Genomic DNA, 22,080 nt, shown 5'->3' on the forward strand with positions numbered 1-22,080 from the left:
TCGCGATTCCGGCCTGGGCCCGGGCGGTGGTCACTCCCCGCCCCACCCCCGACCGTGGCCCGGGCCCGGGCCACGGTCACTCCCCGGCCCCGGCCCCGGTCCGGGCGCGGGCGCGGGCCACGAGCAGGGCGACGTCGTCGTGGTTGTCGGGGTGGTGCAGGGCGCGCAGCAGCAGGTCGCACAGGTCCTCCAAGGGGCGCGCCGGGTCGTCGAGGAGAGCGAGCAGGGCCTCCAGCCGCTCGTCCAGGGAGTGCCGGCGCGTCTCGACCAGCCCGTCGGTGTACAGGACGAGCTGGTCGCCGGGGGCGAAGTCGACGTCGGTCGTGGAGAACGCCACTCCGCCCACGCCCAGCGGCACCCCGGTGGGCAGGTCGAGCAGTTCCGGCGGGTGCCCGGGCCGTACGCGCGCGGGCGGCAGGTGCCCGGCGTTGGCGATCCGGAACCGGCCGAGTCGGGGGTCGTGGACGGCGTACACACAGGTGGCGATGGAGTGGTGCAGGCCGCACGTGATCCGGTCGAGGTGTTCCAGCAGTACCGCCGGGTCGAGGTCGAGGGAGGCCAGCGTGGTGGTGGCGGTGCGCAGCCGGCCCATGGTGGCGGCGGCGTCGATGCCGCTGCCCATCACGTCGCCGACGACGAGCGCGGTCTTGCCGCCGTCCAGCGGGATCACGTCGAACCAGTCGCCGCCCACCTCGGTGCCGGCCCCGGCGGGCTGGTAGCGGGAGGCCACCTCCAGGCCGCCGGTGACCGGCGGATGGCTCGGCAGCAGACTGCGCTGGAGGGTGAGGGCGGTGCTGCGGGTGTTCTGGTACCAGCGGGCGTTGTCGATCTGCACGGCCGCGCGGGCGGCCAGCTCCCGGGCGAGCAGCAGGTCGTCCCGTCCGAACGGCACGGGGTGGCGGGTCCGGGCGAGGTCGAGGACGCCCAGCACCTCGCCGCGGGCGATGAGCGGCACCGCCAGATAGGAGTGGAAGCCCTCCCGTTCCAGCAGCGCGGCCGCCTCCGGGGAGCGGGCGATGCGAGCCATGTCCTCGTCCTTGACCTGCGCCACCATGACCGGCCGGCCGGTGCGCAGGCACTCCGTGACGATGAGGTCGGGCGCGTAGCTCGTGACCCGGCCGGGAGGGTCCGCCGCGGCGCGGACGTGCGACCCGTCGGCGGCCCGGAAGGCCAGCGCGCGGATCACGGCCGGTTCGGCGGGGCCCAGCACGGTGCGCCGGCCCTCGACCACCGCGTCGAGCAGGGTCACGGTGGCCACGTCGGCGAGTTCCGGTACGGCGACGTCGGCCAGTTCGCAGGCGGTCCGTTCCAGGTCCAGGGTGGTGCCGATCCGGGCCGAGGCGTCGGCGATCAGGGCGAGACGGCGCCGCGCCGCCTCGGCCTCGAGGCCCGCCCGGTACCGGTCGGTGACGTCGACGACCGACAGGGCGACGCCCAGGACGGTGCCGCGGGCGTCCTCCAGGCGGTACAGGGACACCGCCCAGGCGTGGTCCTCGTCGGGGTCGGCGGGGGCGCGTCCGACGACGGACCGGTCGACGAGCGGCACGCCGGTGCGCAGCACGTCGCGGGCCGCCGACTCCAGGGCCTCGGTGTCCACTCGGGGCAGCACCTCGCGCATCGTCCGGCCCACGAGCTTGCGCGCGGGGAGGCCGTGGATGCGCTCCAGCGCGGGGTTGACGGTGACGTAGCGCAGCCCGGTGTCCAGGACGGCGAAGCCGATGGGCGACTGCGTGACCATCCGCGCCGACAGGGCCACGTCCCGCTCCAGCCGCCGTACGGTCGACTGGTCGGCGGCCAGGCCCAGGGCGTAGACGTCGCCCCGGTCGTCCACGAGGCGCATGTTGCGGAACTCCACCAGCCGCGTGCTGCCGTCCTTGCGCCGGATGGGGAACGCGCCCGCCCAGCTGCGGCCCGTGGACATCACGTCGTCGAAGAGTTTCACCACCAGGTCGAAGTGGTGCTCATGCACCATCACGTGCGCGGCGTACCGGCCCAGCGCCTCCTGCGCGGAGTAGCCGAACAGCTCCTCCGCCTGCGGGCTCCACAGCACGATCCGGCCGTCGGTGTCGAGCACCACCGAGGCCATGTTCAGCACGTCCAGCAGTCCGCTGGGCCCGACGGCGCCGCTGTCGGCGGCCGCGGCCGCCCCGACGTCACTCATGCCACGCACCGCCTCCGAAGGCCGACTCGGCGCGAAGCCCCGCGTGCCGACTCTCCTGGTTCCACCGCGCACAACCTCTCTCGCCCACGCCTGCGGCACCGACCGTCTTCCATGGTCCCCCAGTACGGCGCGGCGCGCCGTTCTCCGCACGGCTCCCTCCCGTCCATGCGATTGGTCTGTACATGACCATCCCGTGGGACCACACTGTCCGCCGAGCGCGCACCCACCCACCCCCCCCGCCCCGGAGGACCCCCATGCCCCTGCGCCCCGCCCGCAGACGCGGACGCCGCCCGGTCCGTGCCGCCCGTCCGGCTCGTGCAGCCAATGCCGCCCGCCCGGCCCGTGTCGCCAGTGCCGCCCATCCGGTCTGCGTCGCCCATCCGGTCCGTGTCGCCTATCCGGTCCGTGTCGCCTATCCGGTCCGTGTCGCCCGTCCGGTTCGTGTCGCCCGTGCCGCTCTGGTCGCGCGTGCCGCTCTGGTCGCGCTGGCCACCGCGACGGCGGCGGCCCTCGGTGCCGCCCCGCCCGCCGCGGCCGCCGACACCTGGACCGAGATCGGCTCCGACCGCGCCGACCCGCTGACCGAGAGCCAGGGCCTGACCTCCGTCGAGATGCCGGCCGGCAGCGCCAACCGCTACACCGGCATCGGCACCATCCCCCTCGGCGTGAGCATCCGCGGCTGGAACCACGTCGGCGACCCCGACGCCTCCTACGACGGCCACTACATCGAGCCCTACCAGCGGGACTCGGGCACCTCGAAGATGTTCCGGGTGCAGGCGCCCGGCGGCGCCTGGTCGGAGTACGTCCACACGCTCGGCTCCGGCGAGGCCCTCAACAACTCCTGGGTGGCGATCACGCCCGGCGGCCAGTGGATGCTGACCGGCGAGTGGGGCACGATGACCCGGCTGCTGGTCCTCCCCACACCCGGCGTCAACCCGGCCGCCTCGCCCTCGGCGAACCTGCCCCAGGTGTCCACCGTCCGCCTCGACCACGCCGTGCGCGACGTGCAGGGCTGCGACTTCACCGGCCCGACCACCCTGCTGTGCTCCTCGGACGACCCCGAGGGGACCCTCTTCGGCATCGCCAAGCCCCTCCTCCGCGTCGATCTCTCCGCCGAACCCGGCACCTCCGACGTCACCGGGCACGTCACCGCGCTGCGCGCGCTCCCGCTGCGCAGCTCCTGCTCGGGCGCGTTCGAGACGGAGGGCATCGACTACGACCGCCGTACCGGCACCCTGCGGGTGATCGTCGTCTCGCCCGGTGTCTGCGTGCTGACGGACAGCAAGACCTACCGCTTCACCAACGGCTGAGAACGGCCCCGGGCGGGCACGGACGGGCACGGCGGGCGCGGACGGGCGCGGACGGGCGCACGGCAGGTGGTGCCCGCCCGGGAAAGTGGTGCTTTTCTAGGGATGTGGCGCGATCCGCGGGGAACCCGCGCTATCGCGCCACCGCCACGAGAGGAGCGATCACGATGGACCGCGAGCGATCGCACGAGGAGTCCGTCTCCGTCGAGATCAGCGGATGCAGCAAGGAAGACGCCCGGATCGTCTTCGACGCGCTGTGCGCGTGCTACGAGTCCGACCGGTGCGCCGAGGACGTGCCCGAACAGCTCCACGAGACCCGCCCGATGGTCTGGCTCGGCACCTTCGAGGTCACGGAGGCCCAGGAGTGCGCGACCCCGCCCAAGCTGTCGTCCTCCGTGGAGGCCGACGCGCAGGGCGGCTACTGGGCGATCGACCGGCTCCGCACGACGCTGGACTCCCTGTTCGCCGTGCGTGACCTGTCCTCGGCCTCCGGGGACCAGGAGAGGGAACTGCACCTTCTCCTCGAAAGCCGGTGACCTGCGGCACACCTCCCCCTTCCCATTGTGCAACTAGTTGCATAACCCGTGCGCGGTCCTCTAGAACTGGAGGCGACGACACCGCGCACGGAGGCCTGCCATGAGCCGTTACCCGCATCTGCTGAGCCCGCTGGACCTGGGCTTCACGACGCTGCCCAACCGCGTCCTGATGGGCTCGATGCACGTCGGCCTGGAAGAGGCCGAGGGCGGCTTCGAGCGCATGGCGGCCTTCTACGCCGCCCGCGCGCGCGGGGGAGTGGGTCTGATCGTCACCGGAGGCATCGCCCCCAACGACGAGGGCCGGCCGTACGAGGGCGGCGCCAAGCTGACCACGGACGCGGAGGCCGAACGGCACCGGGTGATCACCGAGGCCGTCCACCGCGAGGGCGGCCGCATCGCGATGCAGATCCTGCACTTCGGCCGCTACGCCTACCACCGCGACCTGGTCGCCCCCAGCCCCCTCCAGGCCCCCATCAGCCCCTTCCCGCCGCGCGAGCTCACCGACGCCGACGTCGAGCGCACCGTCGACGACTACGCCCGCGCCGCCCGCCTCGCGCGGCGGGCCGGCTACGACGGCGTCGAGATCATGGGGTCCGAGGGCTACCTGATCAACGAGTTCACCGCCGCGCGGACCAACCGGCGCACGGACCGCTGGGGCGGCTCGTACGAGAACCGGATGCGCTTCCCGGTGGAGATCGTCCGACGGGTGCGCGAGGCGGTCGGCGAGGACTTCGTCGTCGTCTACCGGCTGTCGATGCTGGACCTGGTGCCCGACGGCTCGACCCTCGAGGAGGTCGTCACCCTCGCGCGGGCCGTCGAGGAGGCCGGGGCGACGATCATCAACACCGGCATCGGCTGGCACGAGGCCCGCATCCCCACCATCGCCACCTCCGTGCCGCGCGGCGCCTACACCTGGGTGACGAGGAAGCTCATGGGCGAGGTGTCGGTCCCCCTCGTCACCACCAACCGCATCAACACCCCGGAACTCGCCGAGAAGCTGCTCGCCGACGGCTGCGCCGACATGGTGTCCATGGCCCGCCCCATGCTCGCCGACCCCGACTTCGTCGCCAAGGCCGCGGCCGGCACGCCCGAGGCCATCAACACCTGCATCGGCTGCAACCAGGCCTGCCTCGACCACACCTTCGGCGGGAAGATCACCTCCTGCCTGGTCAACCCGCGCGCCTGCCACGAGACCGAGCTGGTGCTCGCCCCGACCCGGGTGCGCAAGCGCGTGGCCGTCGTCGGCGCCGGACCGGCGGGCCTCGCCTGCGCCGTGTCGGCGGCCGAACGCGGCCACCGGGTCACGCTGTTCGACGCCGCGAGCGAGATCGGCGGCCAGCTCAACGTGGCCCGCCAGGTCCCCGGCAAGCAGGAGTTCGACGAGACGCTGCGCTACTTCCGCCACCGGATCGAGGCGCACGGCGTGGACGTACGCCTGAACACCTGGGTGGCCGCCGGGGACCTGTCCGGCTACGACGAGGTCGTCGTCGCCACCGGCGTGACCCCGCGCACCCCCGACATCCCCGGCGTCGACCACCCGAGCGTCGTCGGCTACCTGGACGTCCTGCGCGACCGAGCCCCCGTCGGCAAGCGGGTCGCCGTCCTGGGCGCCGGCGGCATCGGCTTCGACGTCGCCGAGTTCCTCACCGACGGCGGCGACCGGGCGAGCGAGGACCCCGCGACGTACTTCCGCCACTGGGGCGTCGACACCGACTACCGGGCCCCCGGCGGCCTCGCCGCGCCCGAGCGGCCCGCCCCGCCGCGCACCGTCCACCTGCTCCAGCGCAAGACCACCAAGGTCGGCGCCGGACTCGGGAAGACCACCGGCTGGATCCACCGCACCGAGCTCAAGCACCGCGGCGTCACCATGGTCCCGGGCGTGCGCTACGACCGCATCGACGACGCCGGACTGCACATCACCGTCGGCGAGGAGAGCACGGTCCTCCCGGTCGACACCATCGTGCTGTGCACCGGCCAGGATCCGCGCCGGGACCTCTACGAGGAGCTGGTCGCCGCCGGTGTCGAGGCCCACCTCATCGGCGGCGCCGACGTGGCCGCCGAACTGGACGCCAAACGGGCCGTCAAGCAGGGCACCGAGCTGGCGGCGGCGCTGTAGGCCCCGTCGGGCGCGTCCCTAGGATGGGCCCATGTCACTCCCGCACGCGATCCTCACCGCCCTGCTCGAGAAGCCGTCGTCGGGGCTGGATCTGACCCGTCGGTTCGACAAGTCGATCGGCTACTTCTGGTCGGCGACGCACCAGCAGATCTACCGCGAGCTGGGGCGGCTGGAGGCCGGGGGCCACATCCGCGCCCTGCCCGCCGAAGGGCCGACGCGCGGACAGCGCAAGAGCTACGAGGTCCTGCCCGCGGGCCGCGCCGAACTGGAACGCTGGACCGCCGCGGCGCAGGACCCCAAGCCGCACCGGGACGCGCTGCTGCTGCGGCTGCGCGCCGCCGCCGTCGTCGGCACGGCCGGCCTGGAGGCCGACCTGCGCCGCCATCTGGACCTGCACCGCAGGCAGCTGGCCGAGTACGAGGAGATCGAGCAGCGCGACTTCCCGCCCGGCAGCGACAGCGCGCAGGCCAGGCTTCAGCACCTGGTCCTGCGCGCGGGCATCCAGCTGGAGACCTTCTGGACGCAGTGGCTGACCGAGGCGCTGGAGGAACTGCCCGGGGGGCCGGCCGAGCAGGCGTCATAGGACCGGCCGGGCAGTGTCCCGGGCTCGGCCGGGTGGGTGTCGTGGGCCCCGGCGGGCCAGTGTCCTGGGCCCCGGCGGGCGAGTGTCCTGGGCCCCGGTCGGGCGGGTGCCTCGGTTCTGACCGGCGGGTGCCTCGGTTCTGATCGGCGGGTGCCTCGGATCCGGCCGGGCAGGAGTCCCGCAACCGGCCGGGCGGTCGGCCTGGCTAGTAGCGGTGCGGCTTCGAGCGGCGGCGCAGGAACCAGACCGCCCCTACGACGCCGGCCCCGACCAGGGCCCCGCCGACCGCCATGGTGACCGCGCCGTAGTCGCGGACCGTGCCGCCGGTGCCGCCCAGGACGCCCCGGGTGGGTGAGGACGTCGTGGAGATCGTCGGGTCGGACGCGGTCGACACGATCACCGACTGGGTGCCGGCGGTGGTGCCGTTCGCGCACATGACGACGACCGTGTACGTGCCGGGGGTGATGCCGGACCAGGCGGCGGACTGGCTGACGCTGGTGCCCGACAGGGCCACCTGTCGGCCCTGGGCGAAGTTCGCCTGGCCGCTGGTGAGCAGCGCCGCCGTGCCCCAGCTGCCGTTGGACTGGGTGCACGCGCTGGTGACCACGGACACCGTGGAGCCGGTCGTGCTGACGGAGATGCCGGAGATCCCCGCGGCCGGCTGGGCGGTCACCGTGAGCGGGAGCGTGGCGGCGGCTGCCACGGTCAGTCCGGAGCGGACGAGAAGACGGGAAGTGCGCATCGGGAGTCCTCCGGCGGCACGGTTGGCGGTACATCCCTTGCGCCGCCGAGGATCGGGTACGCCCGTGCTGCCTCAGGGGCAGCCAACGTGCCCCCGGCCCGTGCCGCATCCCGGCCGCCTCCGGCCGGGTGGCGTGTTCCCCCGGACGGCTCAGCCCCGGTGGTCGCCCGTCGTCACCGTCCGCTCCTCGGAGAACGCCCCCCACGTGCCGTCCGGCAGCCGTGCCCGCAGCCGCACCCGGTGCCCGACACCGGCCTCGCGCCCCACGTAGAAGCTGTAGGAGGCCCGCTCGCGCGGGGGGTCCCCGCCCCACACGAGCGAGGTGGCCGGCTGCCCGTCGAGCTGGATCTCGTACTCCGTGACCACACCGTCCACGCGCGGGGGCACCCAGCTGAGCTCGACGGAGAACGCCCCGTCCGCCGCGCGGACCGTCGCCCGAAGATCCGTCGGCGCGGTGTCCCGCCCCTCGTCGGCGCCGGGCGCGGTGGTCAGGCGTACGGCCGCGCTGGCCGGCGAGACGTTGTCGGCCGCGTCCCGTGCCCGCACGGTGAAGGAGTACCGGGTGCCCGGCCGCAGTCCCGTGACCACCGTCGCCGTCTGGTTCCCGCCGACGCTGTGGATCTTCACCCCGCCCTGGTAGACGTCGTACGAGACCACCGCGCGGTCGTCCGTGGAGGCCGACCAGGACAGCTGGGCCGCCCGGCTCCCCGCGGTCCGGCCCACGGCCTCGCCCGGCCGGGTCGGGGCCGTCCGGTCCGCCGCGACCGCCGCCGGGGTCGTCGCCCGCACCTCCCGGCTGCGCGGCCCGAGCCGTCCCCCGGCGTCCCGGGCCCGCACGGTGAAGACGTAGCCGGTGGCCGGGGCGAGCCGGGTGACGTCGAGCATGCGGGCGGAGCCGGGCACCTCACCGACCTTCGTGGTGCCCCGGTACACCTCGTACGCGCGGGCCCCGGCCACCGCGTTCCACATCACGTGCACGCTGGTCGCGCTCCCCGCCTCGGCCGTGACCCCCGTCGGAGCGCCGGGCGCCCGCCCCTCGTCACCGTCGCCCGGCGCCGCGCATCCGCAGCACACCGCCAGGAACCACCCGCACAGCACAACGCGTCGCACGGCATCGCCTCCCGGCCCGGCGGTAATGGTCCGGACCAATATGGCGCGGTGGCGCGAGCACATCAAGAGGGCGGTGCGGGGCCGGTGTTGGTGGGCGGCCCGGGACGTTCCGTATGCTGAGGCTTCCATGGCTGAACTTCCCTCTGATCCAGGGGAGTTCGTGCGTCGGCGTGGAACGCTGTCGTCGCTGATCCCGCGCCGGCGGGGCGGCCGGGCGGCCGGTGCCGAGACGGCGCCGGTCCCCGGCCCTCGTCCCCGGCCCCCGGCCCCGCGTCGCGAGGGGCGTGCACCGTACGGCCCCCTCGGGTGGCCCCCGGCGACGGCCGGCACCAGATTGGGCTGGGTGTTCCCCACCGTCCCCCACGAGAGGTGCCGCACCGTGCCTGTCCAGTCGCCGCGCCGGGTGAGGCGGAGGGCGCCCCTGACGCTGGCCGCGGCCGGTCTCGTCCTGCTGGTCCCGGCCGCCCTCCCCGCCGTGGCGCGGCCGGCCTCCGACGTCCCCCGGAGACCGGCCGCACCGCGGGAGGGCGCCGTGTCCGCCGCCGACCTGCTGGCCCGCGTGCGGGACTGCACCCCCGTCTCCCGCGGCCACTACCGCAGCGACGCCGGCGCGCCCGCCACGATCCCGGTCTGCGGCACCGAGGGCGCCGTCTTCTGGACGGCCGACATGGACATCGACTGCGACGGCCGCCCCGGTACCCACTGCAACGGGACCACCGACCCCCAGTTCTCGCCGGCCACCGCCTTCACCCAGTCCGACGGCCGCCATCTGAGCGCCGAGAGCCTGCCGTACATCGTCGTGCCCGGCCCGAGCACCCTGTGGGACTACCGCGACCACGGGGTGCGCGGAGGGACCGTGGCGGCCGTCGTCCACGCGGGCCGGGTCCAGTACGCGGTCGTCGGGGACGTCGGACCGTCCGCGATCATCGGCGAGGCCTCGTACGCCACCGCCGCGGCCCTGGGCATCCGCCCCGACCCGCTCGGCGGCGGAACCCCCTCCGGCGTCACCTACATCCTCTTCAAGGACTCCCGGGCGACCCCCATCGAGAGCCACGCGTCCGCCGTCGAGGTGGGCGAACGGCTCGCGCGCTCGTTCGTCCGGGGCACCGGGGGGCGCGGTGCGGGATCCTCCCCCGGGGCGGGACCCTCCCCCAGCCCTGGGGAGGGCCCCGGGCCTGGGGAGGGCCCCGGGCCTGGGGACGGCCCCGGCACGGGGGAGGGCCCCGGTCACACCTTCCGGTAGGAGTACGCCTCGGCGGCCGCCGCCTCCACCGCGTCGAGGTCGGCTCCCGTGGCCGCCGTGACGACGGCGGCCACCGCGCCCTCCACGAACGGCGCGTCCACGAGCCGGGCGCCGTCGGGCAGTTCGTCGCCCTCGGCGAGCAGTGCCTTCACGGTGAGCACGGCGCTGCCGAGGTCGGTGAGGACGGCGACCCCGGCACCGCGGTCCACCGACGCCGCGGCGGCGCTGATCAACTCCGCGCTCGTCCCGAGCCCGCCGCCCTCGGTGCCGCCCGCCGGAGCGACGGGCACGTCCGCGCCGCCGCCCGCGAGACCCCGGGCCAGCTCGGCGACGGCGGCGGCGACCTGGGCGCTGTGCGAGACGAGCACGATCCCGACCCGTCGGCCGTCACTCACCGGCGGCCTCCACGAGTCCCGCGACCAGCAGGGCGGCCGAGGTGGCGCCCGGGTCCTGGTGCCCGATGCTGCGCTCGCCCAGATAGCTCGCCCGGCCCTTACGGGCCTGGAGGGGCGTGGTGGCGACGGCCCCGTCCTCGGCGGCGTCCCGCGCCGCACCGAACCCGTCGGCCAGCGCCTCCACGGCGGGCACCAGCGCGTCGATCATCGTCTTGTCGCCCGGCGCGGCACCGCCGAGCTGCATCACCGCGTCGACGCCGGCGCGCAGCGCCTCGGCGAGCTGCTCCTCGCTCACCTCGGCCCCGTCCCCGAGTGCCTTGCCCGTCCGCCGCAGGAGCGTGCCGTACAGGGGACCCGACGCACCGCCGACGGTCGAGATGAGCTGGCGTCCGGCGAGCACGAGGACGGCCCCGGGCGTCGCCGGGGCCTCCTTCTCCAGGGTGGCGGTGACGGCGCTGAACCCGCGGTGCAGGTTGCTGCCGTGGTCGGCGTCCCCGATGGGGGAGTCGAGGGCGGTGAGCCGTTCCGCCTCGCGGTCGACGGACGCGGCGGTGGCCGTCATCCAACGGCGGAAGAAATCGGCGTCGAGCACTGGATCTCCTTGCCTGGTAGAGGGGTCGGGCGTCGTGGTGCCCCGGGTGCGTCCCCGGGTCACCTGCCCCAGCGCAGCCCCGGTGTGCTCACCGGCGCGTCCCACAGCCGCAGCAGTTCCTCGTCCACCTGGCACAGGGTGACCGAGGCGCCCGCCATGTCGAGGGAGGTCACGTAGTTGCCGAGGAGCGTACGGGCGACGGCGACCCCGCGCTGGGTCAGGACCCGCTGCACCTCGGCGTTGAAGCCGTACAGCTCCAGCAGCGGGGTGGCTCCCATGCCGTTGACGAGGACGAGGACCGGGCTGCGCGGTGACAGGTCCTCCAGGACGGCGTCGACCGCGACGTCGGCGATCTCGCCGGAGGTCATCATCGCGCGCCGCTCGCGCCCCGGCTCGCCGTGGATGCCGATGCCCAACTCCAGCTCGCCGGGCGGCAGGTCGAAGGTCGGACTGCCCTTGGCGGGGGTGGTGCACGCACTGAGCGCCACGCCGAAGCTGCGCGCGTTCTCGTTGACCTTCCGCGCGATCGCCTCGACGCGCTCCAGGGGCATGCCCTCGTCGGCGGCGGCTCCCGCGATCTTCTCCACGAACAGGGTCCCGCCGGTGCCGCGCCGCCCCGCCGTGTACAGGCTGTCGGTCACCGCGACGTCATCGTTGACCAGCACTTTCGCGATCTGGATGCCCTCGTCCTCGGCGAGCTCCGCGGCCATGTCGAAGTTGAGCACGTCGCCGGTGTAGTTCTTCACGATGAACAGCACTCCGGCCCCGCTGTCGACGGCGGCGGCCGCGCGCACCATCTGGTCCGGCACCGGCGAGGTGAAGACCTCCCCCGGACAGGCCGCCGAGAGCATCCCCGGTCCCACGAATCCCCCGTGCAGGGGTTCGTGCCCCGACCCGCCCCCCGACACCAGCCCCACTTTCCCGGCCACCGGCGCGTCCCGCCGCACGACCACCCGGTTCTCGACGTCGACGGTCAGCTCGGGGTGGGCGGCGGCCATCCCCCGCAGGGCGTCCGCGACGACGGTCTCGGGAACGTTGATGAGCATCCTCATGGGTACCTCCCGGCTAGGCTAGCAGGTGGGCTCCTGACCTGCGTTTTTGCTGGTCAGAGTACATATGGATTGTTGTTGATCTTGGCGGTCACTGGCGGTCTCCGGCGGTCGGAAGCGGTGTCCGGCGGTACGGACGCCGACTTCACTGACGGGCTATCAGGAGTCCCGGACGGGCGGACGTGAGATGACCGGAGCGCTCCTATCCGCAGTATCGACCTTGTGACAGCGAAGGTCACCCGTGGCGACCGCGGAGGTGAACGAGGCGACGGGCGCCCGCGGGCCGGCCGGCCGTTTCCTTTGGACGGCATGCCCCTGCCGGGCGGGAACTTTGGAACAGTGCACCAATTTGGATCGCCGTACCAAATGTGCCATCATCGAGGCATGACGACCCGAGCGCACCGACCACAGCGACGCAACCAGGTGCTCTCCCGTGAGCGGATCATCGACACTGCCGTCGAGATGCTCGATGCGGGCGGCGAGAGCGCGCTGACCATCCGGGCGCTGACCGAACGGCTGTCCACCGGTTCCGGGGCGATCTACTACCACGTGGGCACCCGTGACGAGCTGCTCGACACGGCGACGGAAACCGTGATCGGCGCGGCGCTGGCGACCCGGCCCGCCGGGGCCGCGGCCACCCCCGGGGACGAGATCCGTGTCGTCGCACTGGCCCTGTTCGACGCGATCGCCGCACATCAGTGGCTCGCCACGCGGCTGACCCTCCAGATCATCCGGAATCCGGTCGGCCCGGTGACGGTGGGGATCTTCGAGCGGATCGGCGGGCAGATGGGCGCCCTGGGCGTGCCGCGAGCCTCCTGGTTCGACGCGGCCTCGATGCTCGTGCACTACATCCTCGGAGCCGTCAGCCAGAACGCCCGCATCGAGGGGGACACCTCAGGGATCGACCCCGACGGGGATCGCGACGAGTTCTTCGACGCGGCGTCGACGGCATGGCAGGGGCTCGACCCGGAGGCTTACCCGTTCATGCACGCCATCGTCGGCCAGATGCGAGAGCACGACGATCGCGAGCAGTTCCTCACCGGCGTCGCCGTCATCCTCGACGGCCTCACCCATCTGCGCTGACCCGGCCGATCCGCGGGTGACCCCATCGGAAGGACACCTCTCATCATGCATGACGTCGTGATCGCGGGCGGCGGCCCGGTCGGTCTGTTCCTGGCCGGCGAGCTGGCCCTGTCCGGCTGCTCGGTTCTGGTCCTCGAGCGGGACCCGGAACTCACCTCGCCCCTGAAGGCATTCCCGCTCGGGCTGCGGGGCCTGAACGCCGGGTCGGCCGAGACGCTCTACCGCCGCGGCCTACTGGAAGCGACAGCGCATGCTTCCGGAGCCAACCCGGAGAAGATCGGCGCGGATCCGGAAGCGGTCGAGGCACCCGACCCTCGCGAGCTGAGCCATTTCGCGGGCATGACCCTCAGCGCGGCCGACATCGACACAGCAGCCCTCCCGTCTCGGCTGCCCAGCCCGGCAATGGAAGGGTTCATGACGAGCCTGGAAGCGGTCGGATCGGTGCTGTCCGAGCGGGCCACCGCGCTCGGAGCCGAGATCATCCGGAATGCTTCCGTCACGGCCGTGGCGCAGGACACCGAATCCGTCATCGTCACGGCAGGCGGCCAGGAGTACCCGGGGCGCTGGCTGGTGGGCTGCGACGGCGGGCGCAGCGCCGTACGTCGGCTCGCCGGCTTCGCGTTCGTGGGCACCGAGCCGCTGTTCACCGGCTACGTCGCCAAGGTCGCCTTCGCCGACTCCGAGCAGCTGCCGCTCGGTTTCAACCTGACGCCGAACGGCATGTATCTGCGTACGCCCCTCGAAGGGCACCTGGGCATGATGGACTTCGACGGCGGCACCTTCGACCGCTCTCGGCCGCTGACCCGCGAGTACCTCCAGACGGTCCTGCGCCGCATCAGCGGCACCGACGTGACGCTGAGCGAGGTCCATCTCGCCTCCAGCTTCACCGACCGCGCGATGCAGGCGACGACGTATCGCGAGGGCCGTGTACTGCTCGCCGGCGACGCGGCACACATCCACTCGCCCCTGGGCGGCCAGGGCCTCAACCTCGGCATCGGTGACGCCGTCAACCTCGGCTGGAAGCTCGCCGCCACCGTGCGCGGCTCCGCTCCCGAGGGCCTGCTCGACACCTACACCACCGAGCGGCACCCCGTCGGCGCCGCCGTCCTCGACTGGTCCCGCGCCCAGGTCGCGACCATGAAGCCGGGCCCCAACGCCCCCGCGCTGCGTCGACTCGTCCACGATCTGATGAGCACCACCGACGGTACGACCCACGTGTACCGAAAGACGTCGGGGCTGTTCAACCGGTACGACCTGGGCAGCGAACAGCCCCTCATCGGCTGCACCGCCCCGGACTTCCGCTCCGAGGACGGCACCCGCCTCGGCGAACTGCTGCGCCAGGGACAGGGAGTCGTGCTCGACTTCAGCACCGACCGTGCGCTGCAGGTCGCGGCCAAGGGGTGGGCAGGCCGGATCCACTACGCGGCCGGCCCGGCGCGCGACGACCTCGGGCTGGGTGCCGTGCTGATCCGGCCCGACGGCGTCGTGGCCTGGGCGAGCGAGCCCGCCTCGGATCGCGACGCGTTCGAGCGGGCGGCTGCCCAGTGGTTCGGCGCGCCGCAGAGCTAGAGCAACTAGAACGAACGGCGGCTCCCCGGCCCCCGTTCCAGGCGCGGTGCCCTTCCCTCGCTGCGGGTCGACCTCCCCTGCGCCGGAGCATCGGTCGGGACACCCTCAAGCACCGCCGCGATACCCGACAACCGAAGGGCAACGACCGTGAACAGCGCCGTCAACACCCCCTCCAGCTCCGAAGGTTCGGCCCCGCACGCAGTCGCATGGGTCCGCACCTGGGGCGCCTCCCCGCAGGCACCGGACAACTCCGTCAGCTGCGTCGGACCGTTTGAGAACGTGACGCTGCGGCAGATCGTCCGCGTCACAGGCGGCGGACACCGCATCCGCATCCGCATCAGCAACGAGTACGGAACCGCACCGCTGACCATCGGCGCCGCCCGTGTCGCCATCACGGACACCGACGACGGAATCCTGCGCGGAAGCGATCACGCGGTGACGTTCAGCGGCCGGCCGAGCGCCACCGTGCCGGCGGGGGCGCCGGTCCTCAGTGACCCCGTCGATCTGCGGACCGCCGCGCTGTCTCGGCTGACCATCAGCCTCTACCTGCCGGGCCGAGTCGACACCGCAACCTGCCACGGGACCTTCCACACGCTCGGCTGGCTCATCCCCGGCGACGCGACCGCCCTCGTGTCGCTGCCTGCGGACGCCGCCCCCTTGCCGGCACAAGCCCTGATCACGGCCGTGGAAGTGCAGCCTGAGACACCGACCCAGGCCATCGCCGTAATCGGCGACTCCCGCGTCGACGGCATGGGATCCACCCCCGGTACCGACCGACGCTGGACGGACGGGCTCGCCGAACGGCTGGCAGCCCGCGGCGGACAGGCACTCTGTGTGGTCAGCCAGGGCATCAACGGCAACCGCATGCTCACCGACGGCATCGGCACCGCCGCCCTCGCCCGCTTCGACCGCGACATCCTCGCCACGCCCGGCCTCGGCCACGTGGTGATCGCCGTGGGCAACGACCTCGTCTTCTCCTTCGCCCCACGCACCGAGGAGACCGCCGGATTCCTCTCGATGTTCCCCGGCTCACCCGTCGGCGTCGACGACGTCATCGCCGCCCACCTCCAGCTGGCGGCACGCGCCCGCGCGCACGGCGTGAAGGTCCACGCCGCGACCATCGCCCCCTACGGCGGCTCGGAGATGTACTCGGCCGAGGGTGACAAGGCGCGCGAGCAGGTCAACTCATGGATCCGCACCAGCGGCACCTTCGACGGCGTACTCGACTTCGACGCCGTCTGGCGCGACCCCGCCGACCCCACCCGCATCCGCGGCGACCTGCACATGGGTGACAACCTCCACGGCAGTGACGCGGGCTATGCCGCCCTCGCGGAATCCATCGACCTCTCCCTCTTCGACTGACCTCTGACCGGGGCGGCTTCCGAGCGACCTCGCGGCAGAAGGAGCGTCCCCCTGGACGCCCAGTCACCTGCTCGCGCAGTTCACCGGCCCGGGTGGCGGCCGCGTCCTGCGGCTTCGCGGCGCATCCACTGGAGCAGAGTGGGCTTGGCGACGGTGGTGATGACGCTGACGGTGGTGCGGTGGTGGCGGTCGTCGTGGAGCAGGGCCAGCAGGCTCGCGGCCAGGTCCACGCGGGCGGTGAATCTGCCGTCGGCGCGGCCCTCGACGAGGGTGTAGTCGGTGACCGACGGCAGGTCGTGGAGTGCGCTCGGCCGCACGATGGTCCAGTCGAGACCGCTGTCCCGGACCAGCGTCTCCATCCGTCGCATGTCGTCGTACAGCGTCTTGCCCAGGACCCGCGTCACATAGGGCAGGAGGACCCGGTTGAACAGGAAGCCGCCCTCGGAGTAAGGGTGCGGGTCGACCCCGCTTGAGCTGACCACGGCGAGCCGACGGACCCGATGCCGTTCCATCGCGGCGACCATGTGGGCCACTCCGCGTGAATACGTGCTGATCGGCTCCTTCCCGGCGGGCACCCCGAGCGTAGACAGCACCGCGTCCCGCCCCGCCACGACGGTGTCGACGGCCACCGGATCGAGCACGTCGGCACCGACCACGTCCAGCCGTTCACAGCGCAGCGGAAACGAGCCAGGCTGCCGGGTGACCGCGGTGACCCGGTGTCCGGCGGCGAGGGCCTGGCTGGTGAGCAGCCGGCCGGTGGGGCCGTTGGCGCCGAAGACCGTGATGCGCATGACGATCGTCCCCCCTCCTCCTCAAGCCTTCTGGTATTCGGTCCGGGGAGCCGCGCGGAGCGGAGCGAGTGCCCGTGCCCACGCCAGCAGCTCGTCGACCAGCCGGTACACCTCCGCCGTGTGCAGCTCCCGCGGCCGGAAGTCGGAGAAGTTCACGAAGTCCTCGCGCAGCGACAGCGCCACCTGCGGCCCGATGTCGGCCATCCGGAGCACTCCCGCCTGCGCGCGCAGCTTCTGGACCGCCATGACCGCGCCGAAGACGCCGTATCCGACATAGGCGACCGGCTTGCCGCCCCACTCCTGGCAGAGGTAGTCGATGGCGTTGGCCAGGGAGGCCGGCGGGGCGGTGTTGTACTCGGGAGTGACGACGATGTAGCCGTCGTACGAGCCGATCCGCTCGGCCCATCGCCGGGTGTGCGGCTGCCGTCCCGGCGCCTGGGCCGCCGGGACGGCTTCGTCGAGCAGCGGCAGCGCGTGGTCGGCGAGGTCGACGAGCTCGAACTCCGCTGTGCGATCCACGTGTTCGGCTGCCAGGTCCCGTACCCATCGGGCCACCCGGTCACCGTTGCGGCCGGGGCGGGTGCTGCCGATGATGACGCCGATCCTGATCATGTTCGATTCCCTTGTTCCGAAGTCCGGTGGCGGTGATGTCCGAGGTGGTCAGGTCTCGCGCTCAGTCCGCGGCCCGGCGGGCCTGCTGTGTCTCGCGCAGGACCGCCCAGGCATCCGCCACGGGGCCCACGTGCCTGAGCTTGTCGGGGTTGCTCACGGTGCGGATCGTCTGGATCCGTCCGTCGAGGATGTCGAGCGCCCAGGTGTTGACGACTCGGCCGTCCCGGTCGCGGAAGATCGCGCCCGGCTGCCCGTTCACCCGGTGCGGTTCGATGACGCCGCCGATGCGGAAGAACGGGGGGAAGAGTGTGGCGAGCAAGCCGGACACCTGGTCGGCGCCGAAGAATCCCCTGGACCACTGCGGGGCCTTGCCGCCGCCGTCGGCGACCAACTGCACGTCGGCGGCGAGAAGTTCGCGCAGCCCTTCGACGTCCCCTTCGGTGAAGGCGTCGAAGAACCGCGTCGCGAGCTCCTCGCGCTCGCGCCGGTCGGCCTCGAACCGGGGCCGGCCCTCGTTCATGTGACGGCGTGCCCGTACGACCAGCTGACGGCACGCCGCCTCCGATCGGCCCACCGCCGAGGAGATCTCCGGGAAGCCGAAATCGAACACCTCCCGCAGCACGAACACCGCCCGCTCGAGCGGGGTGAGCCGTTCGAGCAGCAGCAGCGCCGCCATCGACACCGAGTCGGCCAGCTCGGCCGAGCGCTCGGGGTCCTGATACGGGTCGGTCAGCAACGGCTCGGGGAACCATGGCCCGACGTAGTTCTCACGCCGGACGCGGGCCGAACGCAGCACGTTGATCGAGACGCGGGTGACCGCGGCGGACAGGTATGCCTTGGCCGAGTCCGGGGAAGCGGCGGCGGCCTCGTAGCGCAGCCAGGTCTCCTGGACGGCGTCCTCGGCCTCGGTCACGCTGCCCAGGATCCGGTACGCGATCGAAAACAGCAGCGGCCGCAGCTCCTCGAACTCCTCGGCCTTCTCCGTGCCCAGGATCACGCCAACTCCTCCTTGAACCCCTGCCGCCACGACGGATGGCGCAGCTGCCAGCCGAGCTCCCGCTTGGCCTTGGCGTTGGAGAAGCCGCGCCCCTCGGTCATCATCACTACCGCCTGGTCGCCGGCCAGCAGCCGGGCCAGCCACACCGGGACCCGCACCGGCCGTTTCGCTCCCGCGCACGCCGCCAGGTGGGGCAGCCACTCGCTCGCCGGGGCCGGTTCGTCGTCGACGACGTTGAACACACCCGTCGCCCGCTGCTCCACGGCCAGGACGGTGGCGCTCGCCGCATCGTCGAGGTGCACCCACGAGCTGTAGCCGGTGCCCCGCCCGACCAGCGGGTACTGCCGCTTGCGCACCAGCTCCACCTGGTCGTCGACGGCGCCCGGTCCGTAGAACGCGCCGTAGCGCAGAACCGCACCGCCGGCCTTCAGGACCACGTCCTCGACGTGCTGCAGCGCCTTCAACCCCACGTAGGCCGCCGTCCCTTCGAGCAGGTCCAGCGGATCCTGTTCGGTCTTCACCCAGCCGCCCTCACGGATGCCGTTCCAGGAGGCGTAGCCCTGCGCGACGACATGCCGCACACCGGTCGCCTCCGCCGCCGCCAGCAGATGGTCCGTCCCTTCGGCGCGCAGCCGGTTCGTGGTGGCGAACCACCGGTCCGGATGCTTGATGTCGGGCTTTCCGGCGTGTGCCAGGGAGATCGCGGTCATCTGGTGCACGATCACATCCGGCCGGGCCGCGGCCACCGCCTCACCGACCGACGCCGCGTCCAGCCCGTCCATCACGACTCCGTCCGCGCCCAGCCGCGCCAGCCGGCCCAGCTTGGCCGCGCTCGTCGTCGTGGCCGTCACCTGATGGCCGCGGGCCAGGAGTTGCGGCACCAGCCGCTGCCCCAGGACCCCGCTCCCACCTGCCACGAACACCCGCATGACCATCACCCTCCCGACGTGAACGTCTGCCTTCACCACCTAGGACAAGACAGCCCCGGCCATCTGTGACATGCGAGGGAGGGAAGTCGGGAGAAGCGGCCTTCGAGGGATCGACCCCGACGCAAGGTCCACATACGAGGTGAGGTTCCCCCGTGAGCGGGGACAGGGGATGGTTGCGCTGCGGGGGCGAGGTCCTGTGCTGCCAGGGCCCTGGTTTCGAGGTCCTGTGTCCCGACGGTCAGTCCCATGGAGCGGTGTCGACCGTGCGGCTGCGAAGGTCACGTGGTGTCGGCGTCGGGCAGGCGCCGCCGGTGACGCGGGCTCCAAGGGCATGGACGACCTGGCCCGTGCGCGCCTTCCCGGCGCGCCCGCGGCCGGCACACGGGACGTCGACGTCCGGCTCGACGCTCCACCGCTCTTCCGCTCCCGCTCCCGTTCCCGCTCCCGGATTGTCGGCCGTGCCGGCTCTCAGGTCCGCGGTGCGGTGTCCGCGGCGCCCGCGAGGTGGGCGAGGTCCTCGGTGGCCTTGGCCAGCAGGTCCAGCATGGCCGACTCGGCGCGGGCCGGGTCCCGGTCGCGGACGGCGTCGAGGACCGCGCGGTGGCTGGGGACGGGGTCGTCCGCGTCTCCGTGCGCGTGGACCATGCGGTCGCGTTCCCGGAGGCCGGGTTCCAGGAGCATGTCCATCCTGCGGAGCATCTCGTTGCCGGTGGCGGCGAGCAGTGCCCGGTGGAAGGCGGCGTCCGCTTCGGCGGCGGCGGCCGGGTCCGCCCGGGGCCGGTCCATGGCTTCGAGGGCGGCTTCGAGGGCGGCCAGGTCGGCGTCGGTGCGGTGCAGGGCGGCGCGGTGGGCCGCGGCCGGCTCGACGATGGAGCGTATGTCGGCGAGGTCGCGCAGCAGTTGGGTGCCGTCGCCCGTCTCCATGCGCCAGTGGATGACATCGGGGTCGAGGAGGTTCCAGTGGGCGCGCTCCCTGACGTAGGTGCCGCGCTTCTGCCTGGCGTCGGTCAGTCCCTTGCCGGCGAGGACCTTCAGCGCTTCGCGCATGACGGTCAGGCTGACGTCCAGTTCGGCGCCGAGAGCACCGATGTCCAGGATCTCGCCCTCGGCGATCTCGCCTCCCACGATGCGCGCGCCCAGTTTGTGCACCACCTGTCCGTGCACGCCGCGGCCGGAATAGGGCGCCATGCGGTTCTCCTCGATGTCGAAGTACTGGTGGGGCGCGTGCCGGAGCAACGGGCGAGTCCCGCCGAGATTTTCGGGCGCCGCGGTCGGAGAGTCTACCGCTGTCTATTATTTATGAATACATCTGGACAGGTGTGGGCCGCCCGGACGATGAACCCACCTCACGAGCCGCCACGCAGGAGCCGCCCGTCATGCTGACGCTGCACACCCACGATCTCCCCGCCCCTCTGACGGGCCACCTGCCGCTGGGGAGCCGTGAGGACGCCCAGGAGCCCGTGCGGGCCGACAGCCGCAGGATCCTGCGCGGTGACGCGCCCTGGCTGCCGGTCATGGGAGAGTTCCACTTCAGCCGCTACCCGGCGGCCGAGTGGCGCGAGGAACTGCTGAAGATCCGCGCCGGCGGCATCGATCTCGTGGCCACCTACCTCTTCTGGAACCAGCACGAGGAGGAACGCGGCACCCGTCGCTTCGACGGCGACCTCGACATCAGGCACTTCGTCGAGCTGTGCGGAGAGCTCGGGCTGTACGTCGCCGTCCGGATCGGGCCGTGGTCGCACGGCGAATGCGCGATCTGGAGACTCGCGGCGAGGGAGACGGGGCCGAGCGGGCAGTGCGGTGCGACGGGGACGTCGAAGGTTTCGGCGAGTGCCGCGATGCGGCGTACCTCGGAGATTCCTCCCGCATGGGAGAGGTCGGGCTGGAGGACGGCCGCTCCGGCCTGGAGCGCCGGCAGGACGTCGGTTCTCGAGTACAGCCGCTCGCCCGTGGCGATCGGCACCGGGGAGCCGGCCACGAGGTCCCCCAGCAGGTGGGTGTACTCCGGCAGCACGGTCTCCTCGGCGAAGAGCGGGTTGAAGGGGGCCAGGTACGGCAGCACCTTCCGTGCGTTGGCCACCGTGAAGCGCCCGTGGAAGTCGACGGCGAAATCCCCGTCGGCGCCCAGCACTTCACGTGCCGCGGCGGCCCGGCCCACCATGTCGTCGATGTCGCGCGTGGTGGCGAGGCGGTTCATCCGGCCGCAGGCGTTCAGCTTGACCGCCGAGAAGCCGGCCTCGACCTGAGCCGCGACGGCGTCCGCCACCTGGGCGGGCTCGTCGCCGCCCACCCAGCTGTAGGCGCGAACCCGGTCCCGCACCGGGCCGCCGAGCAGCACATGGACCGGGGCGCCGAACGTCTTGCCCGCGATGTCCCACAGGGCCTGGTCGAGTCCCGCCACGGCGCTGGAGAGCACCGGACCGCCTCGGTAGAACGAGCCCTTCGTCATCACCTGCCAGTGGTCCTCGACGCGCAACGGGTCCCGGCCGAAGAGCTGGACTGTGCGGGTTCACGCGCGGCTCCCGAGCGGATCTGGTGTGGCAAGGCAGGTGTGCGCCGGCCTCCGAACGACCAGCCCACCCGATTAAATGTGAATTAATGAGTCCTGCCTAGGGGGGTGTCGACCGCGGATCGCGCGACCGTGGCGTGAGGCAGGCCGCGCCCTGGTCCGGCAGGCCGTCCGGTACGCGGGAAGCGCGCGGCAGGAGGGTGCGGACGCCGCACCCTCCTGTGGTGGACGCTCGCGGCTCAGCCGACGCGGCGGACGTGGGCGCCGTGCAGCGGACGGTGGTCGGCGATGCCGTCGTCGTGGAGCGGACGGTGGTCGGCGATGCCGTCGTCGTGGCTCAGGACCCACCGTCGCGCGCGGACGTCAGCCAGGACGTCCCACGGTAAATTGAACG

Annotated in this window: 20 protein-coding genes and 2 pseudogenes; 10 read left to right on the forward strand and 12 right to left on the reverse strand. The window is 72.8% G+C overall.

Annotated elements, in window-relative coordinates; genetic code table 11:
- Positions 1-76: 76 nt before the first annotated feature.
- Complete coding sequence (locus tag ACFV9M_RS29345; protein ID WP_385068913.1) at positions 77-2,161, reverse strand: SpoIIE family protein phosphatase; 2,085 nt, start codon at positions 2,159-2,161, stop codon at positions 77-79.
- 254 nt (positions 2,162-2,415) lie between these two features.
- Between ACFV9M_RS29345 and ACFV9M_RS29350 the strand changes: the two genes are divergently transcribed.
- The 4 genes from ACFV9M_RS29350 to ACFV9M_RS29365 all read left to right on the forward strand — a co-directional run bounded on the left by ACFV9M_RS29350 (position 2,416) and on the right by ACFV9M_RS29365 (position 6,703).
- Positions 2,416-3,471 carry a hypothetical protein gene (locus ACFV9M_RS29350; protein ID WP_385068914.1) on the forward strand — a complete coding sequence of 352 codons (1,056 nt, stop codon included), beginning with the start codon at positions 2,416-2,418 and terminating at the stop codon, positions 3,469-3,471.
- A 164-nt stretch (positions 3,472-3,635) separates the two neighbouring features.
- Positions 3,636-4,004 carry a hypothetical protein gene (locus ACFV9M_RS29355; protein ID WP_385068916.1) on the forward strand — a complete coding sequence of 123 codons (369 nt, stop codon included), beginning with the start codon at positions 3,636-3,638 and terminating at the stop codon, positions 4,002-4,004.
- Between the two features lie 100 nt (positions 4,005-4,104).
- The gene (locus ACFV9M_RS29360) at positions 4,105-6,120 is read left to right on the forward strand and encodes an FAD-dependent oxidoreductase (protein WP_385068918.1); all 2,016 of its coding nucleotides are present in this window, start codon (positions 4,105-4,107) and stop codon (positions 6,118-6,120) included.
- 31 nt (positions 6,121-6,151) lie between these two features.
- Positions 6,152-6,703 carry a PadR family transcriptional regulator gene (locus ACFV9M_RS29365; protein ID WP_385068920.1) on the forward strand — a complete coding sequence of 184 codons (552 nt, stop codon included), beginning with the start codon at positions 6,152-6,154 and terminating at the stop codon, positions 6,701-6,703.
- Positions 6,704-6,908: 205 nt separating this feature from the next.
- Here ACFV9M_RS29365 and ACFV9M_RS29370 read toward each other — a convergent pair whose 3' ends face one another.
- Together ACFV9M_RS29370 and ACFV9M_RS29375 are read right to left on the reverse strand one after the other, a co-directional pair.
- Positions 6,909-7,445 (reverse strand): hypothetical protein, encoded by a 537-nt coding sequence (locus ACFV9M_RS29370; protein ID WP_385068922.1) that lies wholly within the window; start codon positions 7,443-7,445, stop codon positions 6,909-6,911.
- A gap of 150 nt (positions 7,446-7,595) precedes the next feature.
- The gene (locus tag ACFV9M_RS29375; RefSeq protein ID WP_385068980.1) at positions 7,596-8,618 is read right to left on the reverse strand and encodes a fibronectin type III domain-containing protein; all 1,023 of its coding nucleotides are present in this window, start codon (positions 8,616-8,618) and stop codon (positions 7,596-7,598) included.
- A 316-nt stretch (positions 8,619-8,934) separates the two neighbouring features.
- Here ACFV9M_RS29375 and ACFV9M_RS29380 point away from each other — a divergent pair, with 316 nt between their 5' ends.
- Positions 8,935-9,798: a glycoside hydrolase family 75 protein gene (locus ACFV9M_RS29380; protein ID WP_385068924.1), complete on the forward strand. Its 864-nt coding sequence runs from the start codon at positions 8,935-8,937 to the stop codon at positions 9,796-9,798.
- Here ACFV9M_RS29380 and ACFV9M_RS29385 read toward each other — a convergent pair.
- From ACFV9M_RS29385 to dhaK, 3 genes are read right to left on the reverse strand one after another with little or no spacing between them, the layout of a single operon-like run.
- Positions 9,783-10,193, reverse strand: coding sequence for a PTS-dependent dihydroxyacetone kinase phosphotransferase subunit DhaM (locus ACFV9M_RS29385; RefSeq protein WP_385068926.1), 411 nt, complete (start codon positions 10,191-10,193; stop codon positions 9,783-9,785). The two genes, ACFV9M_RS29380 and ACFV9M_RS29385, sit on opposite strands and share 16 nt — an antisense overlap.
- On the reverse strand, positions 10,186-10,785 hold the full coding sequence (gene dhaL, locus ACFV9M_RS29390; protein ID WP_385068928.1) for a dihydroxyacetone kinase subunit DhaL: 600 nt from the start codon (positions 10,783-10,785) through the stop codon (positions 10,186-10,188). The genes ACFV9M_RS29385 and dhaL overlap by 8 nt, the downstream gene beginning before the upstream one ends.
- 59 nt (positions 10,786-10,844) lie before the next feature.
- On the reverse strand, positions 10,845-11,837 hold the full coding sequence (gene dhaK / locus ACFV9M_RS29395; protein ID WP_385068930.1) for a dihydroxyacetone kinase subunit DhaK: 993 nt from the start codon (positions 11,835-11,837) through the stop codon (positions 10,845-10,847).
- A gap of 381 nt (positions 11,838-12,218) precedes the next feature.
- On the opposite strand from dhaK, the gene ACFV9M_RS29400 reads away from it, so the two are divergent.
- The 3 genes from ACFV9M_RS29400 to ACFV9M_RS29410 all read left to right on the forward strand — a co-directional run bounded on the left by ACFV9M_RS29400 (position 12,219) and on the right by ACFV9M_RS29410 (position 15,848).
- Complete coding sequence (locus ACFV9M_RS29400; RefSeq protein WP_385068932.1) at positions 12,219-12,917, forward strand: TetR/AcrR family transcriptional regulator; 699 nt, start codon at positions 12,219-12,221, stop codon at positions 12,915-12,917.
- 45 nt (positions 12,918-12,962) lie between these two features.
- Positions 12,963-14,486, forward strand: a complete 1,524-nt coding sequence (locus ACFV9M_RS29405) for an FAD-dependent monooxygenase (RefSeq protein WP_385068934.1) — start codon at positions 12,963-12,965, stop codon at positions 14,484-14,486.
- A gap of 147 nt (positions 14,487-14,633) precedes the next feature.
- On the forward strand, positions 14,634-15,848 hold the full coding sequence (locus tag ACFV9M_RS29410) for an SGNH/GDSL hydrolase family protein (RefSeq protein WP_385068935.1): 1,215 nt from the start codon (positions 14,634-14,636) through the stop codon (positions 15,846-15,848).
- Between the two features lie 80 nt (positions 15,849-15,928).
- Here the strand turns inward: ACFV9M_RS29410 and ACFV9M_RS29415 are convergent, their stop codons facing one another.
- From ACFV9M_RS29415 to ACFV9M_RS29435, 5 genes are all read right to left on the reverse strand, one after another.
- Entirely contained in the window at positions 15,929-16,639 is a 711-nt protein-coding gene (locus ACFV9M_RS29415; protein ID WP_385068937.1) for an NAD(P)-dependent oxidoreductase, read from the reverse strand.
- 21 nt (positions 16,640-16,660) lie between these two features.
- Positions 16,661-17,251, reverse strand: coding sequence for an NADPH-dependent FMN reductase (locus tag ACFV9M_RS29420; RefSeq protein ID WP_385068939.1), 591 nt, complete (start codon positions 17,249-17,251; stop codon positions 16,661-16,663).
- 61 nt (positions 17,252-17,312) lie between these two features.
- On the reverse strand, positions 17,313-18,242 hold the full coding sequence (locus tag ACFV9M_RS29425; protein WP_385068982.1) for an RNA polymerase sigma-70 factor: 930 nt from the start codon (positions 18,240-18,242) through the stop codon (positions 17,313-17,315).
- A 2-nt stretch (positions 18,243-18,244) separates the two neighbouring features.
- Positions 18,245-19,183, reverse strand: coding sequence for an NAD-dependent epimerase/dehydratase family protein (locus ACFV9M_RS29430; protein WP_385068941.1), 939 nt, complete (start codon positions 19,181-19,183; stop codon positions 18,245-18,247).
- Positions 19,184-19,645: 462 nt separating this feature from the next.
- Entirely contained in the window at positions 19,646-20,365 is a 720-nt protein-coding gene (locus ACFV9M_RS29435; RefSeq protein WP_385068942.1) for a FadR/GntR family transcriptional regulator, read from the reverse strand.
- 326 nt (positions 20,366-20,691) lie between these two features.
- On the opposite strand from ACFV9M_RS29435, the pseudogene ACFV9M_RS29440 reads away from it, so the two are divergent.
- Positions 20,692-20,868: pseudogene (locus tag ACFV9M_RS29440) on the forward strand (beta-galactosidase); the annotation flags it as partial.
- 59 nt (positions 20,869-20,927) lie between these two features.
- Here ACFV9M_RS29440 and dgoD read toward each other — a convergent pair.
- Positions 20,928-21,671: pseudogene (dgoD, locus tag ACFV9M_RS29445) on the reverse strand (galactonate dehydratase); the annotation flags it as partial.
- Positions 21,672-21,910: 239 nt separating this feature from the next.
- Between dgoD and ACFV9M_RS29450 the strand changes: the two are divergent.
- Positions 21,911-22,072, forward strand: a complete 162-nt coding sequence (locus ACFV9M_RS29450) for a hypothetical protein (protein WP_385068944.1) — start codon at positions 21,911-21,913, stop codon at positions 22,070-22,072.
- Positions 22,073-22,080 lie beyond the last annotated feature (8 nt).

Origin of the sequence: Streptomyces sp. NPDC059895, assembly GCF_042731035.1 — a bacterium.
Classification (GTDB): Bacteria; Actinomycetota; Actinomycetes; order Streptomycetales; family Streptomycetaceae; genus Streptomyces.